This window comes from Staphylococcus epidermidis, assembly GCF_006742205.1.
Lineage (GTDB): Bacteria > Bacillota > Bacilli > Staphylococcales > Staphylococcaceae > Staphylococcus > Staphylococcus epidermidis.
In genome coordinates this window covers 670850-687321 of the sequence record NZ_AP019721.1, presented here as the reverse complement: position 1 = coordinate 687321, position 16472 = coordinate 670850, and the positions used below count along the sequence as shown (strand labels likewise).

19 protein-coding genes and 1 pseudogene are annotated in these 16472 nt (G+C 32.8%); 9 read left to right on the top strand and 11 right to left on the bottom strand.

What is annotated here, in order from left to right; all coding sequences use genetic code 11:
* Window positions 1–55 precede the first annotated feature (55 nt).
* Window positions 56–544 (top strand): cyclic pyranopterin monophosphate synthase MoaC, encoded by a 489-nt coding sequence (gene moaC, locus FNL83_RS03235; RefSeq protein ID WP_002438509.1) that lies wholly within the window; start codon window positions 56–58, stop codon window positions 542–544.
* A 60-nt stretch (window positions 545–604) separates the two neighbouring features.
* On the opposite strand, the gene FNL83_RS03230 is transcribed toward moaC, so the two are convergent.
* The 5 genes from FNL83_RS03230 to modA form a co-directional block, all read right to left on the bottom strand.
* Window positions 605–1135: a MogA/MoaB family molybdenum cofactor biosynthesis protein gene (locus FNL83_RS03230; protein ID WP_002438508.1), complete on the bottom strand. Its 531-nt coding sequence runs from the start codon at window positions 1133–1135 to the stop codon at window positions 605–607.
* 20 nt (window positions 1136–1155) lie between these two features.
* Complete coding sequence (locus FNL83_RS03225) at window positions 1156–2157, bottom strand: ThiF family adenylyltransferase (protein ID WP_002438506.1); 1002 nt, start codon at window positions 2155–2157, stop codon at window positions 1156–1158.
* A gap of 75 nt (window positions 2158–2232) precedes the next feature.
* Window positions 2233–2853: an ATP-binding cassette domain-containing protein gene (locus FNL83_RS03220; RefSeq protein WP_002438505.1), complete on the bottom strand. Its 621-nt coding sequence runs from the start codon at window positions 2851–2853 to the stop codon at window positions 2233–2235.
* On the bottom strand, window positions 2854–3525 hold the full coding sequence (modB, locus tag FNL83_RS03215) for a molybdate ABC transporter permease subunit (protein ID WP_002438504.1): 672 nt from the start codon (window positions 3523–3525) through the stop codon (window positions 2854–2856).
* A gap of 13 nt (window positions 3526–3538) precedes the next feature.
* The gene (modA, locus tag FNL83_RS03210; RefSeq protein WP_002438502.1) at window positions 3539–4324 is read right to left on the bottom strand and encodes a molybdate ABC transporter substrate-binding protein; all 786 of its coding nucleotides are present in this window, start codon (window positions 4322–4324) and stop codon (window positions 3539–3541) included.
* A gap of 218 nt (window positions 4325–4542) precedes the next feature.
* Between modA and fdhD the strand changes: the two are divergent.
* Window positions 4543–5324: pseudogene (gene fdhD, locus FNL83_RS12040) on the top strand (formate dehydrogenase accessory sulfurtransferase FdhD).
* Between the two features lie 120 nt (window positions 5325–5444).
* Here the strand turns inward: fdhD and FNL83_RS03195 are convergent.
* From FNL83_RS03195 to yut, 5 genes are all read right to left on the bottom strand, one after another.
* Window positions 5445–6200, bottom strand: coding sequence for a GNAT family N-acetyltransferase (locus FNL83_RS03195; RefSeq protein ID WP_002438495.1), 756 nt, complete (start codon window positions 6198–6200; stop codon window positions 5445–5447).
* A gap of 36 nt (window positions 6201–6236) precedes the next feature.
* Window positions 6237–6785 carry a biotin transporter BioY gene (locus tag FNL83_RS03190; RefSeq protein ID WP_001832423.1) on the bottom strand — a complete coding sequence of 183 codons (549 nt, stop codon included), beginning with the start codon at window positions 6783–6785 and terminating at the stop codon, window positions 6237–6239.
* Between the two features lie 109 nt (window positions 6786–6894).
* Window positions 6895–7836, bottom strand: coding sequence for a nucleoside hydrolase (locus FNL83_RS03185; RefSeq protein ID WP_002438493.1), 942 nt, complete (start codon window positions 7834–7836; stop codon window positions 6895–6897).
* A 318-nt stretch (window positions 7837–8154) separates the two neighbouring features.
* Entirely contained in the window at window positions 8155–9297 is a 1143-nt protein-coding gene (locus tag FNL83_RS03180; RefSeq protein ID WP_002438492.1) for an acyl-CoA dehydrogenase family protein, read from the bottom strand.
* A gap of 432 nt (window positions 9298–9729) precedes the next feature.
* The gene (gene yut / locus FNL83_RS03170) at window positions 9730–10632 is read right to left on the bottom strand and encodes an urea transporter (protein ID WP_001832405.1); all 903 of its coding nucleotides are present in this window, start codon (window positions 10630–10632) and stop codon (window positions 9730–9732) included.
* Window positions 10633–10899: 267 nt separating this feature from the next.
* Between yut and FNL83_RS03165 the strand changes: the two genes are divergently transcribed.
* The 7 genes from FNL83_RS03165 to FNL83_RS03135 are packed head-to-tail and all read left to right on the top strand — an operon-like array spanning window position 10900 to window position 15946.
* On the top strand, window positions 10900–11202 hold the full coding sequence (locus FNL83_RS03165) for an urease subunit gamma (RefSeq protein WP_001832402.1): 303 nt from the start codon (window positions 10900–10902) through the stop codon (window positions 11200–11202).
* A 13-nt stretch (window positions 11203–11215) separates the two neighbouring features.
* On the top strand, window positions 11216–11617 hold the full coding sequence (locus tag FNL83_RS03160) for an urease subunit beta (protein ID WP_001832383.1): 402 nt from the start codon (window positions 11216–11218) through the stop codon (window positions 11615–11617).
* A gap of 2 nt (window positions 11618–11619) precedes the next feature.
* The gene (ureC, locus tag FNL83_RS03155) at window positions 11620–13335 is read left to right on the top strand and encodes an urease subunit alpha (RefSeq protein WP_001832399.1); all 1716 of its coding nucleotides are present in this window, start codon (window positions 11620–11622) and stop codon (window positions 13333–13335) included.
* A gap of 13 nt (window positions 13336–13348) precedes the next feature.
* Entirely contained in the window at window positions 13349–13801 is a 453-nt protein-coding gene (gene ureE / locus FNL83_RS03150) for an urease accessory protein UreE (protein ID WP_001832382.1), read from the top strand.
* Window positions 13794–14483: an urease accessory protein UreF gene (locus FNL83_RS03145; RefSeq protein WP_002489284.1), complete on the top strand. Its 690-nt coding sequence runs from the start codon at window positions 13794–13796 to the stop codon at window positions 14481–14483. Before ureE ends, FNL83_RS03145 begins: the two co-directional genes overlap by 8 nt.
* A 12-nt stretch (window positions 14484–14495) precedes the next feature.
* Window positions 14496–15110, top strand: a complete 615-nt coding sequence (gene ureG / locus FNL83_RS03140; protein WP_001832410.1) for an urease accessory protein UreG — start codon at window positions 14496–14498, stop codon at window positions 15108–15110.
* A complete protein-coding gene (locus FNL83_RS03135) occupies window positions 15110–15946 on the top strand; it encodes an urease accessory protein UreD (RefSeq protein WP_002489285.1) in 837 nt (278 codons plus the stop codon). The genes ureG and FNL83_RS03135 overlap by 1 nt, the downstream gene beginning before the upstream one ends.
* Before the next feature lie 104 nt (window positions 15947–16050).
* Here FNL83_RS03135 and FNL83_RS03130 read toward each other — a convergent pair whose 3' ends face one another.
* Window positions 16051–16395 (bottom strand): SarA family transcriptional regulator, encoded by a 345-nt coding sequence (locus tag FNL83_RS03130; protein ID WP_001832412.1) that lies wholly within the window; start codon window positions 16393–16395, stop codon window positions 16051–16053.
* Window positions 16396–16472: the final 77 nt, after the last annotated feature.

The following is a 16472-nucleotide window of genomic DNA, read 5'->3' as shown; positions in this document are numbered from 1 at the left end:
ATCTCCAAAAAATATTAATTTTCATGATATACTTACTCCTAATAGGAGGGAAAAAATGACTAATTTCACACATATTAATAAACAAGGTAATGCTAAAATGGTTGATGTTTCTAATAAAGAAATTACAAAACGTGTAGCAGAAGCACACTCAAGTATAATAGTTAATGAAAAAATTTATAGTCAAATTACTCAAAATACTAATAGTAAAGGAAATGTACTTAATACTGCGCAAATTGCTGGTATTATGGCAGCTAAAAACACTTCTACAATCATTCCTATGTGTCATCCATTACCACTTACAGGCATAGATATATCCTTCAAATGGGATTCAAATAATGATGATTCATATCGTTTAAATATTACAGCGGTCGTGTCTACAACAGGTAAAACTGGTGTTGAAATGGAAGCATTGACTGCTGCTTCAGTTACAGCACTTACAATCTATGATATGACAAAAGCTATAGACAAAGGCATGATAATTGGAGAAACGTACTTAGAATCTAAATCTGGTGGTAAATCTGGCGACTTCCACAGAAAAAATTGATAATTCTATTTATTGTATAAATTAAAGATTCGTACATTATATCTAATATCTTGAAATTACTTAATTCCTAATGTCTTTATTTAATTCAAACACTAAGTGACTCAATTCAGGTTTAATTAATTTTTCTATTGCAAGTTTAATTGCACCAGTTGAGCCAGGAAGTGCAAAAATTAAGGTGCTATCACAGGTACCTGCAATAGCTCGAGTTAATAATGCTCTTGTACCAACATCTTCGGTATAACTTAAGTATCTAAATAATTCACCAAAACCTTCTAATTCTTTAGTTAACAATGGGCGAACAGCTTCTATTGTCACATCTCTTTGTGAGATACCTGTTCCTCCCGTTGTAATAATGACATCTAGTTGATTTGACGAAGTTAACCAAAGCTTAAGTTGGTGTGTAATAGCTTCTATATCATCTTTAACAATTCGATAGTGGTTAATATCAACATGATTCTCATGTTGATTTATCAAAGATTGAATCAGTTGACCACCTTTATCAGAATCATAATCTCTCGTATCCGATACAGTCAAAATTGCTACATGAATCGGTCTGTTTAAATGAATATTCTGATGTTGATGTTTGTGCATGTTTATTCACTCCCTTATATTTAACCAAATAGTTGATGCATTAATTGAATTGCTTTTTTAGGTTCTGTCGTTCCATGTATCAAAAATCTACCTCCAGAAAATGCAACAATTCGATGTTCTCTAAACCTAAACATTGTCATATATAAATTCGTGCGATATTGAATATGATTTCGCTCGAGAAATGATAGTAATATTTCCTGAGAAATATCAGCATTTTTATATTGAACAGTGTCTCTTCCACATAAGGTCGCATAATCTTGTTGATGTTGATTAAGGTGTGGATATGTTGGAGCATTACCACAAGTTTTACAATCTTCATTTTGCATACGACTAAAACCAAATGTATAATGATCTCCTGTCCAAATATCCCCGTAAGTGAAGTGTTTATTAACCTTATTACCAGTCAGCAACTTCAATGCATCAACGAGTTGTAAACTGGTTGTCATTGTTACAGCTGGTTGAATAACTCCAACCGTATCACATGTTAAATTAATAGATGGTAATTGAGGCATTAAGCAATTAAAACACGGTGTTTCACCAGGAATAAACGTTGCCTGAACATATGTACTTTGTACAACACCACCATAAATCCAAGGAATCTGATGTTTATAAGCAAAGTCATTAATTAACTGACGTGTATCAAAATTATCAGTTGCATCTAATATGATATCGACATGCATGCCATGTTGCTCTAAGAAATTGTAATTAACATGCTCAATATAAGCATCTATCTCTACATCTTTACGTATCTCTTTTAAAACTTTCTGTGCAGCGATTACTTTTGGTAGTACATCTTCTGCATCACGCTCTATAAAGAGCGTTTGTCGTTGTAAATTGCTAAATTCAATGTAATCTCTATCAACAATGGTTAACTTATTTATTCCCGCTCTCACTAATCCCTCAGCTAAGTGTGTTCCTAACGCACCCATACCTACTATAAGCACATGTTTTTTCTCAAGTAGACTTTGACCTTTTAAACCAATTTCCTTAAACAACACTTGTCTCGAGTATCTTTCTTGCATTAGATCTCTAAACCTCTCTTTATATTTTGAATATACAAATTATTGTTAAAATTAACAGATAAATAGCACTTCTTACTATATTTGTATACAATCTTCAATTGTTATAATCTCATGCGCCATTTGTTGCGCTTCATAATTTGAATGCGTTACAAATATAATAGGAATTTGCCATGCTTCGAATATTTTTAAAATTAATTTGATACCTTCGTTTTTTGTTTTATCATCTAAACTTGAAAAAGGCTCATCAAGCAAAATCAAATCGGGTTTCGTACTTAGCGCCCTTGCTAAAGCGACGCGCTGAGCTTCACCTCCTGATAAGGTCACAGGATACTTTTCAAGTAAATGCTCTATTTTTAGAGTATGAATAAGTTCATTGATATGTTCAGAAGGTTTAGTCATAAACGTTATGTTGTTATAAACATTCATATTGGGGAAAAGTTGATAATCTTGAAATAGATATCCTATACGACGTTGTTGAACCTTAACATTCAAATGGTGTCGTGAATCAGTTAATACACGTTTACCAACCTTTATATATGAATAATTTATAGCTTTCAAACCGGCAATTATATTTAAAATTGTTGTCTTTCCAATTCCAGATGGTCCCTGTATCGCATATATCTTAGGGTGTTGATCCTTTATATTTATATTAATTTTCGTCTGATTAAGAACACCATTCACTTTAATTGTGAGCATTTAATCAACCTCCCTAAACGTATCACGATTAACCAGATTTATGGTCGCTATGACAGTTACCGCAAACGCAACTAATACAAGCACCCATAACCATGCTTCATTTTCTTTCCCTTGCTCCACTAAAAAATAAATTTCTAAAGGCAATGTATTTGTTTTGTCTGGGATATAGCCAGCAACCATCAAAGTAGCACCAAATTCACCTATTGCTCTTGCAAAGCTCATCATAATACCTGCAAGAATAGAACGTTTAGATAATGGTAACACCAATTTAAGAAATATTTTTGTTTCACTTGCTCCCATCGTTCTTGCAGTATTTAACATCTTTGAATCTATACTTCGAAAACCATTCACTGTATGTTGATACATAAGGGGAAAACTAACAATGACAGATGCAATCACTGCACCTGTCAATGTAAATACAACTGGTAAGTGTAAGATATTAGTAAAGAATTCTCCTACAGGACTTCTTGTTGAAAATATAATTAATAGTATAAAACCAAGGACAGTAGGTGGTAACACAATTGGTAAAATGATAAAACTTTCTAATAGATTTACCCAATATCTTTTTTTATTGTATAGCCATTTAGAAATCAAAATGCCAAAAATAGTAACTATCATTGTACTGATTAAAGCAACACGAAAAGAAATCCAAAAGGACGTTAAATCAGGCATAGCTCTGAACTCCTTATACAGAAAATTGATATTCTTTAAGAATTTGTTTAGCTTTATTAGATTTTAAGAAGTTAATCCATTCTTTAGCTAATTTTTTATCTGAAGTTGCACCTGCTTTATAAGTAATTGGTTTGCTTAATTTAATTTCTTCGATGACTTTAACTTTATTTGCTTTTTTCTTTTGTTGATATAAGTCTGTTTTGTAAACGAATCCTTCCTGTGCATTTCCTTTTTCCACATAATTTAATACTTGTTTTACGTCTTTAGCAAAAATAATTTTATCTTTAACATCACCATATAAATGTTGATCATCTAAATATTGTTTTGCATATTTACCAGCAGGCACTGTTTTTATTTGTCCTAGTGCGAGTTTGTCGTTTTGATTTAAATCTTTTACAGAGGTATAACTTTTATTTTTATCGCCAATTAATACAAGTTGATTCTTTGCATAATTATAAGTGTCATGTGCTTTGTTTTTTTTCTTCAACAGGTCTATATCTTTAGTGTTAGCTGACATCATGACATCTGCCGGAGCACCCGCTTCTATCTGTTGTCTTAACGCACCTGATCCGCCATAGTTAAATTTAATTTCTACATTTGGATGGTCCTTTTTAAATTCATTTCCTAATGCTTTACTGACTTCAGTCAAACTTGCTGCAGCAGAAACTTGAAGTTCTTGTTTATCACCTTTTGTCGGTTGTTTTTCATTCTGTTCTTTATTCTGACCTTTCTCGTTGGTACAACCTGCTAACACTACACACAATGTTAAAATGATAACAAAAATATGTTTAATTTTCATGATAGCCTACCTCCATTTAACCTTTATTATACGCTTTAAATATTATTTGAAAAAGAAATAAAATGTGATAAATTATGTCATTATTTATACAACTATATGTACTTCAATTTACTTTACAAAATCTTCTTAAAAGTCCTTTCCTAATAATATGATATACAAAAGAGTGAGAATTGAGTTTCTTTTATGATAATAAGTAGTTATGATTCAAGGGGTAAAAAATGAAAAAAGATGTGACGCAAAAACAAACTATAATCAAATTTGAAAATGGACACTTATATACAGCATCGGATTCATGTATAACAGAGATGCCATTAACAATTAAAGTCAACGAATTTAAGTTTGCAACTATTATTTGTAGTCGAAACTATTTAGAAGAATTGACTTTAGGTTTTCTTGCATCTGAAGGTATATTCTTAAAGAGAAATGACTTACAATCCATTCATATCGACGAAAGTAAAGGATTCGCTCATGTGAAACTAACTCAATCAGTAGGCCATCACTTCGAACATCCTACAAAACGTGTGCTTGCTTCCTGTTGTGGTAAAAGCAGAGCCTTTTATTTTCAAAATGATGCAGCTATTGCCAAAACATCAATGACAACCATTTAACTTCAACCCTAACAAGTTATTAATATGATGACGCAATTACAGGATGCAAGTATTATTTTCAAACAAATGGGTGGTCTCCATAATGCTGCCATCAGTGATGGAAAAAATTTTTTGAACATCGCTACGAAATCTGACGTCATAACGCTCTTGATAAATTATACAGTTATTGTATTCAACGACATATACCGGTGAGAGATAAGGTTTTAATTTTTAGCGATCGTATTTCATCTGAAATTTTAATCAAAGCAGCTAAAATCGATGTAGAAATTATATTATCTAAATCTGCCCCTACTTCACTTGCAATACAACTTGCAAAAGATTTATACATTACCGCAATTGAGTTTATTCGAGAAAATCATTTTAATAGTCACCCAGAAAGAATCATAAATTAAATGAATTTTAAGATTAACATTTCATTTACGATCACCTTTTCAACTCATAAAAAATACCCAAGATGAATTGATTTAACAATCCATCTTAGGTTATCATTTCGATATAAAATTTCAATTAACTTAAATATTTTCTTTTAAAATATGATACTTAAAACCTTGATATACATATCCTTGTCTTAGATACATATCTTTAGCAGTATCTTTTCCATCTGCAACAAGAATAACAGGTCGCTCATTAGCCATACGTCCAACGTAAGCTTGTATTTCAGAACCGATACCTTGATGTTGGAATTCTTCTAAAACCCCAAAACCATCTATTTCTATTGTTTTATCCGTCATTATAATATCGACTATTCCAACTGGTTGATGGTTAACATATGCAACTAAACGTTCAATATCGTCCAAGTTATATGAGCTATAAATATGTTGTTTAACCATGTTGGCATAGCTATCACCAAAAGGCCGTGCAAACGCATCATAAACATGAAGGTAATCATTGATATTATTGCTTGATACAAGTTGAATATCTACGTCTCTTTTGCGGGAGAGCTCTTTTAACGCTTTAGCTTCAATGACATAGAGCTCAAGTACTCCTATCTGAAAACCTAGTTCACGTATTTTTTCCAACAATACTTCATCTATCTTTTCATTAGCTGGAAATGAAAATGAAAGATGATAGGATGATTGATTTAGATGCATTTTCTTTTGAACTTCAATGTCTTTAAGCCACTGGTTCATTGTTGGCATCGTTTTATAAATCCACGTGTTACTAGCATATTTTAATGGTTGAGGAGGTAAGAGATAAATCGCCTTTCTAGAATCTTCAGTTATTTTATTTCCATCAATATAAATATCTTTAAAAGTTATTTTCGACATAAATATCGCCTCATCAACTTTATTATTATTTTTTAGTTATTGAATAAGAGTCTTGAAACGTGAATGATTTAAAATTGCTGCACCTATTAAACTTGCAATAATAGCCTTAATGATATCACCTGGCATAAATGTAAATGATAATATAAATGCCTTAGAGATAGGTATATGTATAATAAAGCCCATAATGATAGTACCTAATATATCTAATCCTAATACACCGATAACTAGTGTAGCTATAAAAATCACTAAGAAATTAATTTTATGCAAATATGCATCACGAATAATGCCTATAAAGTAAGCTACAACAGGATATAAGAATAAGAATCCTGCCGAAGGTCCTGCAAATACGCCAATTCCCCCACGGCCTCCAGAAAGCACTGGCAAACCTGTAGCTACCAATAGTAAAAAGACAATAACACTAGTAGTACCAAGCTTTCGCCCTAAAATAATTCCTGCCAAAAAGATTCCTATATTCTGTAATACAATAGGGACTGGCATAAATGGCAGAGGTACACTTGGTACTATACCTAAAATACAAATGATAGCAGTCATTAAAGCTGTATATACTAAATGTTTTGTAGTCACTTGTTCATCCTCCTTACATAGATTTTATTATAGCACCCTTGTAAACTTTTATGAATGGAAAGTTTACAATAAGTTGAAGTAGATGAACCTTTTTATTAACAAATAAAACTTAGGACTCGATTTTCTTTGCTAAATCCGTTATGTAGTTAAAAAATGCTTGTTTATTTACATCCGTAATGACTTGAACTTCACGTCCATATTCAGATTGGAATGTTCTCCCTTGACTAGGTCCTTGACTGACTACATCAATTTTCAATTTCGTTGATTCAACTAAATTTGGAGAACCCACATAAGCAGTAGTTAATACATCCCATAAAAAGTATGTTGAATTGGTCACAAAATGTGTGAGTGGTGGTACTGCTGCGTAACTTGTGCCCAGAAAATCAACGCCTAAATATTGTCTTTTATCTGCCCACATTTGACGAACTTCCATTGTTAGAGGGACTTGATTTGTACTTTCTAAAGCAACAATATCGACATTCATATCACTATCTAATACAACTTTTACAGCCTCAGGATCCCAAAATGCATTCCATTCAGCTGTACCATCATGTTCTGGTTCTTCAACATTTCCTTTGTCTAAAAACGTTCCACCCATCCAAACTAATTTCTCTATATTTTTTAAAATTGAGTTGTCATATTTTATAGCTTTAGCTAAATCTGTAAGCGGTCCAGTAAATAACAATGTAACTTTCTCATCACAACTCTTCACTTTACGAATAATATCTATATACGCCTCGTCCTCACTAGCCTTGCATCTTTTGGGTATACAAGACTCATTTAGCACTGGTAAGGCATCCATAAAGAAAGCATGCATTCTCCATTCTTTTGGAAAAGGATTTTTCCCTCTTTCATATGATGGTGCTACATTAATTTCAACGTCTGAAAAACGATTTATAATCTTTAATGAAGCACTTAATGAAGGCTCTAAATAGCAGTCTGCACCAATCGTACTTACGCCAACAAGTTCTATATTTTCCATTTGTAATAATAAAAATAGTGACACTAGATCATCAACGCCACCATCATGATTAAAATATACTTTGGTCATAGTTGATACTCCTAACGTTTTTTAATGAATAACTTAATTATATTTGAAACCTTTCGTGACACCAAATAATTTAAAGTTAATCATTGAATACATGGCAACCTATAATTATTAAAAATTTTTAGCAGTTACACAGCGATTTCATTATGGTTGCATTAGAAAAGCCTGTGACAAAAAAGTTGTCACAGGCATACTTAACTTGAAGTCAATCGATGACTGAATTAAATTGTTGATGTACATCGCGCTTTTTTATACTTTATATGCATTGCAATGAAAAACGTTAAATTCCATCTCATTCCTTTAAAGAATATCAATATGACATTAAAGTTTGTTTGTAATACTTTTAGCAATATTAGTGTAAGCCATATCTTCCATTGGTGGATTATGTAATCCAGCACGTATATCTCTATAGTACCGTTGAAGAGGTCTGCTCATTTCTAGACTCTTAGCTCCAACTATTCTCATAGCTAAATCAACGATTTCTATACCTTGGTTCATTACCACCACTTTACTTGCTGAGGTTTCATTCCATATTTGTGCATCCTCTGTATATGATTGATACCCTCTAGCTGTACTCCATAGAAAATGTCTTGCAGAAAGTAATAAACTTTCCATTTTCCCTAAATTTTGTTGCACTGTAGGTAAACTATCAATCGTACCTGTAATACTATTAGGACGATAATTTTTTGCAAAATCTACTGCATAGTCACGAGCTGCTTGTGCAATACCTAGATAACAGCTCGGTATATGAAGAAGCCAACCATTAGGTCTTGATTCACGTTTTGATTCTACAAAATTTTCATTAGGAACATAAACATCATCAAGAATTAAATCATGGCTCTCAGTCGCTCTCATACCAACCATATCCCAGTTGTCAGCAATACTTACACCTTTAGTTGACTGAGGAATTAAAAAGAATCCCATTGATTTAGTTTCTTCAACATACGCACCAACAATATAATGTGTCAACGCCTTACTCATAGATGTAAAGGTTTTAACACCGTTTATAACATAACCATTTTCAGCTTTAACAGCATGTGTAGATGGGCGACCACCTCTAGTAGGACTACCAGTTTCCGCTTCACTGACTGCTCTATTGATCAGTGCACCATGAACAACTTCTTTAGCAAAGGAATCTAACATTGATAGTGACCACATATGTTGCTCGTACAATTGACCAATTACACTTAAATGCCACCCTATAGATAAAGCAGTTGCTCCATCAATAGTACCCAAATAACTTTGTAAAATCACCATATCTTCAATAGTAGCACCTTCACCCCCATACTCTACAGGCAAAGTTAGTTTAGTATATCCTTCCTTTATCAGCCACTCAATATTTTCATATGGAAATCTAGATTGAATATCATTTTCAGCTGCGCGTGCTTTGAATTCACTTTCAATCTTTTTAAATTTACGAATCCACTTTTTTTGAATGTCAGTGTGAATTAAAAAAGACTCCATCACATTTACGCCCCCTATGACTCGTTTTATTTTAAATTTAATTATTCATAGTTTAACACTCGACTTTATTTTTTCAAAATTTACTAATTGTACTTCATACGCATTTCCCTCTGATATTGAAAAGTTAACAATTAATATATACATAACTTAATCTATGAATGTATCTAGATAGTCAATTTTATTTCTTTTATAAATTTTAAATATAAAAAGCATCGCCACATTCATAATGTAGACAGATGCTTTTTAGTAGAATTTTGATTTTCAAATACGTTTAAACTTTATAGAGTAATGCTAAAATTTCGGACATAAAACTCATTGAATTAAAAATCTGATCTAAAACAGTTGCGACTATAAATTTAAAAATAATCACAATGTATCAATTAAGGTTAACTCAATTTTTAAATTTTAATATTTTCATTTTTTATGCATTATTTATACAGATTGATTTTTAATTCCTGCAAACAACATAATCCATGTAGCAAAAATAAATGGCCATGTTAAAGTTGGTAAACCTAATGGTGCGAGCAATGTGCTCAAACCTAAATGTATGAATGCAGTGAGTACTATTCCTAAAATCATTGCGAGATAACTATGGATTGCTGTCTCAAAAGTGACACCTAGCGCAATCGCAGATAAAACTACATTATAGCCAAATATGCCTTCATTTATACTACTATAGTCTCCACCCAGTAATATAATTATTAGGAACCCAATAATGTTTGCAATTATAGAAACAATTCCAGCTTTTTTAGAACCTATAAAAATCCCTATTAGAATTAACAAACCACCTATTATGCTGGGCATTAAAAATATTTGTCCAAATCCATCTAAAACTGATTGAAAAAAATGAACACGGGTGTGGTCATTATTTAAAGATACCTTTTCTATATGCTCCGGAATAATATCAATCTGAGTATGTAACGTTTTAAGTTGATTAGGTATTAATAAAGTAATCCACGTCATAATAACATACGGACTAGTTAGAAACGCTATTTTATGTGGTTTCAATACTTCTCTAACCGCTGCTCCAATCGGTAGCGTTAAAATAGTGGCTACGAATGTGATTAATATACCGCTCCAATTGCTATCCAAAAATAAAGTAAGTGCAATTGCGGTTAATACAGGGTTAAATCCGGCTAATCCACTTTCGATTTCTTCTTTTGTGTAATTCATATATGGTGCCAATATCCAAGTCATTACACTTGCAATCATTGCACTGATTCCTACTTTCCAATTCACTGCGAACAGTCCAATTAAAATGAATAACCCAGTATATGGATTATTAATTAAAACCACTTGAGAGATACTACTTAAAATTACTTTTATCAATTTCAATTTTATAGCCTCCTTTTATTCACTACATTAATTATTTAATAAAGACAGTTTTCAAATTACCATTAAATATTCATCATATCAATTACATTTTACTAAAATAATGTTTATGTACGCTGGATATTTTTCATATTTATTCAACTTTATACACTTAATTTAAAAAAACATTGTTAATTAGATAAAATTATCAAAGTATTATACTTGTATACTTCATTAAATAGTTTTAATATAAAATTTGCAAGACAAATTAATATGAAAGAAGGGATAGTTTTGCACTTTACACAACGTGAACAAGACAAATTGATGATAGTTGTAGCTGCTGAGGTTGCACGTCGTAGAAAAGCAAGAGGACTTAAACTTAATCATCCTGAAGCACTTGCTTTAATCAGTGATGAATTATTAGAAGGCGCGCGTGATGGTAAAACGGTAGCTGAACTCATGAGCTATGGAAAAACAATTTTAAACGAGGAAGATGTCATGGATGGCGTAGCTAACATGATTACAGAACTTGAAATTGAAGCAACTTTTCCAGATGGTACTAAGTTAATAACAGTCCATCACCCAATCGTTTAAGGAGGCTATATCAATGATTCCTGGTGAAATTATTGTTAAAAATACTGAAATAGAAGTCAATAAACATCATCCCGAAACGGTGATTGAAGTAAAAAATACAGGCGATAGACCTATACAAGTAGGTTCACATTTCCACTTTTTCGAAGCAAATAAAGCATTAGAATTTGATCGTGAGAAAGCATATGGTAAACATTTGGATATTCCTGCAGGAGCTGCAGTGAGATTTGAACCTGGAGATGAAAAAAAAGTACAACTTGTCGAATATTCTGGACGACGTAAAATTTATGGATTCCGTGGTTTAGTCGATGGCGATATTGACGAAGAACGCGTATTCCGTCCAAATGATTCAAATCAAAACGCCGCCGTTAAAAACGATGCAGGCGAAGACAATGCGAATAAAAAAGGTGGTAAATAAGCATGAGTTTTAAAATGACACAATCTCAATACACAAGTCTTTATGGACCAACTGTAGGAGACTCTGTGAGATTAGGAGATACGAACTTGTTTGCACAAGTTGAAAAAGACTATGCAAATTATGGAGATGAAGCTACTTTCGGTGGCGGAAAATCAATTCGTGATGGTATGGCTCAAAATCCTAATGTGACAAGAGATGATAAAAATGTAGCCGATTTAGTTTTAACTAACGCATTAATTATTGATTATGACAAGATTGTTAAAGCAGATATCGGAATTAAAAATGGTTATATTTTTAAGATCGGTAAAGCTGGAAACCCAGATATAATGGATAACGTTGACATCATCATTGGTGCAACAACTGATATTATTGCTGCTGAAGGTAAAATTGTTACTGCCGGCGGTATCGATACACACGTGCACTTCATCAATCCTGAACAAGCTGAAGTTGCACTTGAGAGTGGTATTACAACGCATATCGGTGGAGGAACTGGTGCTTCTGAAGGTGCTAAAGCGACTACTGTAACACCAGGACCTTGGCATATTCATCGCATGTTAGAAGCAGCAGAAGAGATGCCTATTAATGTAGGATTTACTGGTAAAGGTCAAGCTGTCAATCATACTGCACTTATTGAACAAATTCATGCAGGCGCTATAGGTCTTAAAGTACATGAAGATTGGGGAGCTACACCTTCAGCATTAAGTCATGCATTAGACGTTGCAGATGAGTTTGATGTTCAAGTCGCTTTACATGCAGATACATTAAATGAAGCTGGATTTATGGAAGATACAATGGCTGCTGTGAAAGATCGTGTATTGCATATGTATCATACTGAAGGAGCTGGTGGTGGTCATGCACCTGACTTAATCAAATCAGCTGCATATTCAAACATCTTACCTTCTTCTACAAACCCAACATTACCTTACACTCACAACACTGTAGATGAACATTTAGACATGGTTATGATTACTCACCATCTTAATGCTTCAATACCAGAAGACATTGCATTTGCAGATTCTCGTATACGTAAGGAAACTATAGCAGCAGAAGACGTATTACAAGATATGGGCGTATTTAGTATGGTAAGTTCAGATTCACAAGCAATGGGACGTGTCGGTGAAGTTGTAACACGTACTTGGCAAGTTGCACACCGTATGAAAGAACAACGCGGACCATTAGATGGTGACTTTGAATATCACGATAATAATCGTATTAAACGTTACATTGCAAAATATACAATCAATCCTGCCATTACACATGGTATTTCTGACTATGTTGGATCTGTAGAAGCGGGTAAACTTGCCGATTTAGTAATGTGGGAACCAGAATTCTTCGGTGCCAAACCCGATCTTGTTGTTAAAGGTGGCATGATTAACTCAGCAGTAAATGGTGATGCTAATGGCTCCATACCAACATCAGAGCCTTTGAAATATCGCAAAATGTATGGTCAATTTGGTGGTAACATTACACATACTGCTATGACTTTTGTTTCTAACACTGCATATGAAAACGGTATTTATCGTCAACTCAATCTAAAACGAATGGTTCGACCAGTTAGAAATATTAGAAATTTAACTAAGGCAGATATGAAAAATAATAATGCTACACCTAAAATAGATGTAGATCCACAAACATATGAGGTATTCGTTGATGGTAATAAAATCACAAGTGAAGCAGCAACAGAATTACCATTAACACAAAGATACTTCTTATTCTAGGAGGACATAAGTCATGATTATAGAAGAAATTCAAGGAAATATTGCTAATTTATCTCAAGATGAAAAGCAAAAACATGTCGAAAAAGTTTATCTTGAAAACTCAGATTTGGTTAAACGTATACAACGTGTTAAAACAGATCACGGTAATGAAATAGGGATACGTCTTAAACAACCTATTGACCTACAATATGGTGATATTTTATATCAAGACGATACAAACATGATTATTGTCGATGTTAATAGCGAAGACTTATTAGTTATTAAACCTAGAAATTTAAAGGAAATGGGAGACATTGCTCATCAACTAGGTAATCGCCATCTGCCTGCCCAATTTACAGAAACTGAAATGCTTATTCAATATGACTATCTTGTTGAAGATTTATTAAAAGAGTTGGGTATCCCCTACTCACATGAAGACAGAAAGGTCAATCAAGCATTTCGACATATAGGACATTCACATGATTGATCACCAACATTTAAGACTTTTTCAGTTCTGTGATTCTCAGTTTCCTACAGGTGCATTTAGTCATTCTTTTGGACTTGAAACATATATTCAACGAGAAACTGTACATGATACTGAGACATTTATTAAATGGTTACATTTGTTTATAAACGAACAATTAACTTATTCAGATGGGATAGCTATGAGAATTGTCTACCACGCATTAATTAACAATGACAAAGATAAAATTTTAGATATTAACCAAAAACTCTTCGTACAAAATCTACCTAAAGAAACGCGTATTGGCGCTAAGCAAATGGGTACACGCATGGTAAAATTAGCTTTAGATCTTTATGATAGTGAATGGATTCAATGGTATTATAATCAAATGAAAAACAATAAAATTAAGCTTCATCCTGCTGTGTGCTTTACTATGCTAGGACATTTTTTAGGTGTAGATGTGGAATCCATCATTGATTATTATTTATATCAAAATATCTCTAGCCTTACCCAAAATGCAGTAAGAGCGATTCCTTTAGGACAAACAGCTGGACAGCAAGTCGTAACTGAAATGATAGCCCATATTGAGAAGACACGACATCACATACTAGAATTGGACGAAATCGATTTTGGTATGACTGCTCCCGGCTTGGAACTTAATCAAATGGAACATGAAAATGTTCATGTTCGAATCTTTATTTCATAGGAGGCATATGAGATGTCAAACCCAATTAAAATTGGTATCGGGGGGCCTGTTGGTGCAGGTAAAACCCAATTAATAGAAAAAGTGGTTAAACGCCTTGCGAAAAAAATGAGTATTGGCGTTATTACTAATGATATCTATACTAAAGAAGATGAAAAAATACTAGTTAATACAGGTGTTTTACCAGAAGATAGAATTATCGGTGTGGAAACTGGAGGTTGTCCTCATACAGCTATTCGTGAAGACGCCTCAATGAACTTCGCAGCCATAGATGAATTATTAGAACGTAATGATGATATTGAACTTATTTTTATTGAATCAGGTGGCGATAACTTAGCGGCTACTTTTAGTCCAGAACTCGTTGACTTTTCAATTTATATCATTGATGTTGCTCAGGGCGAAAAGATTCCACGTAAAGGTGGACAAGGTATGATTAAATCTGATTTCTTCATTATTAATAAAACTGACCTTGCACCATATGTGGGTGCTTCATTAGATCAAATGGCTAAAGATACTGAAGTATTTCGTGGAAATCATCCATTCGCTTTTACAAATTTAAAAACTGATGAAGGTTTAGAAAAAGTTATTGAGTGGATTGAGCACGACGTCTTACTGAAAGGGTTAACTTAATGGCTGAGCAACATTGGACCGGTCAATTAGATTTAACAGTTTTCAATAATGGTGAAAGTTCGAAAGCACGAAATATATTTTTTGAAAAGGCGCTCAAAGTATTACGACCTATATATTTAGAACAATCTCCTGTGCCAACTTTCTATATTGTCAATGTGGGTGGAGGTTATCTAGATGGAGATAGATACCGTGTCAATGTCAACTTAGAAGATAATGCACAAGTGACGCTTACTTCTCAAGGTGCAACTAAAATATATAAAACGCCTAATGACCATGTAGAACAGTATCAAACGTTTAATTTATCAAATCAATCGTATATGGAATTTGTAGCAGATCCTATTATTGCCTATGAAAACGCTAAATTTTTCCAACATAATACGTTTAATCTTAAAGAAGATAGTGCTATATTTTACACAGATATATTGACTCCCGGCTATTCATCTAATGGCCAAGATTTCACGTATAATTATATGCATCTTACTAATGAAATTTACATTGACAATCAATTAGTTGTTTTCGATAACATGATGTTAAGTCCTGATAAAAGCCGACTTGACGGTATTGGGTATATGGAAAATTATACACACTTAGGATCAGCTTATTTTATTCATCCAGATGTAAACCAAAGTTTCATAGACGATATTTACGTGGCGGTTGCTGATTTTCAAAAACAATACGACTGTAGAATAGGTATCTCACAATTACCTACTCATGGATTGGCCGTTCGTATTTTGACTAAAAGAACTCAAATAATAGAAGAAATTTTGACTCGTGTTCAATCATATATCAATCAAACGATTTATCATCGACAAATTAACTTCTTAAGAAAATATTAATTTTTTCAAATAAAAAGACTAGGTACTCACTTTAAAGTGGGATACCTAGTCTTTTTTAGAAATCTTCATCTTAAAAACACACATGAAACGCCAGTGTCTTAGTATTATTTGATATAGTTTTCTAATTCTAAAATCAATTTTTCTATTTTTTCTCGTTGTTCATCTGATACAAATACAATTACTGTTCTTTCATCATGCACGCTTCTCTTTTTAGATAGTAAATTTAAATCTTTTAATTTTTGTAATGCTTTAGTTAAATAATACGGTTTAAACTCTGAACATGTAGCAATTTCTTTTGAAGATATTTCGTTAGATTCACTTTTCAAAATGTGATTAAGAATATAAATTTCTTCATAATTTAAATTATATTGCTTTTTAGTATCTCTAAAAAATTTTTTTACTTGAAATGTCGCATTAACCAAATCATTGATGTCTTTAATTTTTCCCATTATAAAACCACTCCTCTGATGCACATCTTGTTGTAGCAAGGTTCACATGTATTTTATCTAACCGAAAATTTCTCCGC

Excerpts from the sequence above, each read along its gene's own strand:
- moaC (WP_002438509.1), top strand. The coding sequence starts at position 56 with ATGACTAATTTCACACATATTAATAAACAAGGTAATGCTAAAATGGTT.
- FNL83_RS03225 (WP_002438506.1), bottom strand. The coding sequence starts at position 2,157 with ATGCAAGAAAGATACTCGAGACAAGTGTTGTTTAAGGAAATTGGTTTA.
- modB (WP_002438504.1), bottom strand. The coding sequence starts at position 3,525 with ATGCCTGATTTAACGTCCTTTTGGATTTCTTTTCGTGTTGCTTTAATC.
- FNL83_RS03220 (WP_002438505.1), bottom strand. The coding sequence starts at position 2,853 with ATGCTCACAATTAAAGTGAATGGTGTTCTTAATCAGACGAAAATTAAT.
- FNL83_RS03180 (WP_002438492.1), bottom strand. The coding sequence starts at position 9,297 with ATGGAGTCTTTTTTAATTCACACTGACATTCAAAAAAAGTGGATTCGT.
- FNL83_RS03160 (WP_001832383.1), top strand. The coding sequence starts at position 11,216 with ATGATTCCTGGTGAAATTATTGTTAAAAATACTGAAATAGAAGTCAAT.
- FNL83_RS03135 (WP_002489285.1), top strand. The coding sequence starts at position 15,110 with ATGGCTGAGCAACATTGGACCGGTCAATTAGATTTAACAGTTTTCAAT.
- FNL83_RS03195 (WP_002438495.1), bottom strand. The coding sequence starts at position 6,200 with ATGTCGAAAATAACTTTTAAAGATATTTATATTGATGGAAATAAAATA.
- ureG (WP_001832410.1), top strand. The coding sequence starts at position 14,496 with ATGTCAAACCCAATTAAAATTGGTATCGGGGGGCCTGTTGGTGCAGGT.
- ureE (WP_001832382.1), top strand. The coding sequence starts at position 13,349 with ATGATTATAGAAGAAATTCAAGGAAATATTGCTAATTTATCTCAAGAT.
- modA (WP_002438502.1), bottom strand. The coding sequence starts at position 4,324 with ATGAAAATTAAACATATTTTTGTTATCATTTTAACATTGTGTGTAGTG.
- FNL83_RS03230 (WP_002438508.1), bottom strand. The coding sequence starts at position 1,135 with ATGCACAAACATCAACATCAGAATATTCATTTAAACAGACCGATTCAT.
- FNL83_RS03145 (WP_002489284.1), top strand. The coding sequence starts at position 13,794 with ATGATTGATCACCAACATTTAAGACTTTTTCAGTTCTGTGATTCTCAG.
- ureC (WP_001832399.1), top strand. The coding sequence starts at position 11,620 with ATGAGTTTTAAAATGACACAATCTCAATACACAAGTCTTTATGGACCA.
- FNL83_RS03130 (WP_001832412.1), bottom strand. The coding sequence starts at position 16,395 with ATGGGAAAAATTAAAGACATCAATGATTTGGTTAATGCGACATTTCAA.
- FNL83_RS03185 (WP_002438493.1), bottom strand. The coding sequence starts at position 7,836 with ATGACCAAAGTATATTTTAATCATGATGGTGGCGTTGATGATCTAGTG.